The sequence below is a fragment of the Polaromonas sp. P1_G1 genome (genome assembly GCF_056405595.1).
In genome coordinates this window covers 1-395 of sequence record NZ_JBFUBU010000263.1, presented here as the reverse complement: position 1 = coordinate 395, position 395 = coordinate 1, and the positions used below count along the sequence as shown (strand labels likewise).

1 protein-coding gene is annotated in these 395 nt (G+C 62.9%); it reads left to right on the top strand.

The genetic code is table 11. The features are described 5' to 3' along the window. Positions 1–79: 79 nt before the first annotated feature. The coding region (locus AC1D1Y_RS26760; protein ID WP_477685008.1) for a hypothetical protein at positions 80–395 on the top strand (316 nt) is incomplete at its 3' end.

Below are 395 nucleotides of genomic sequence, written 5' to 3'. Positions count from 1 at the left end.
GCCTCGAAGCACGGGCCTACAAACCATGCGGGCCGACTCCTTACACTCTAGCCCTGCTGGGTGTCTTCAGGGAGAAGGTTTGTTTCAGGAACTGGTTTTCGACAGGGCCACGGTGTCCGCCATGCTGGTGCTCTACCTCGTGCTGGGCGCGGCGTCTGCCATGGTCACCTGGCTGGGCCGTGCGTCGCCTACCGGCACGCTGCGTTTGCAGGTCAACGCCTGGTGGCGGATATTCCCGGTGTTYAGCCTGGCCTGGGCGTTGTACCCGTGGGGACCCCTGCTGCTACTGGTCCTGATCGCCGTACTTGCTTGGCGTGAACTGGCCCAGCACCACGACACTGCACCACAACGTTTTCAGTGGGCCTGCGCCGCTTTGCTGGTGCTGCAGTTGTTGC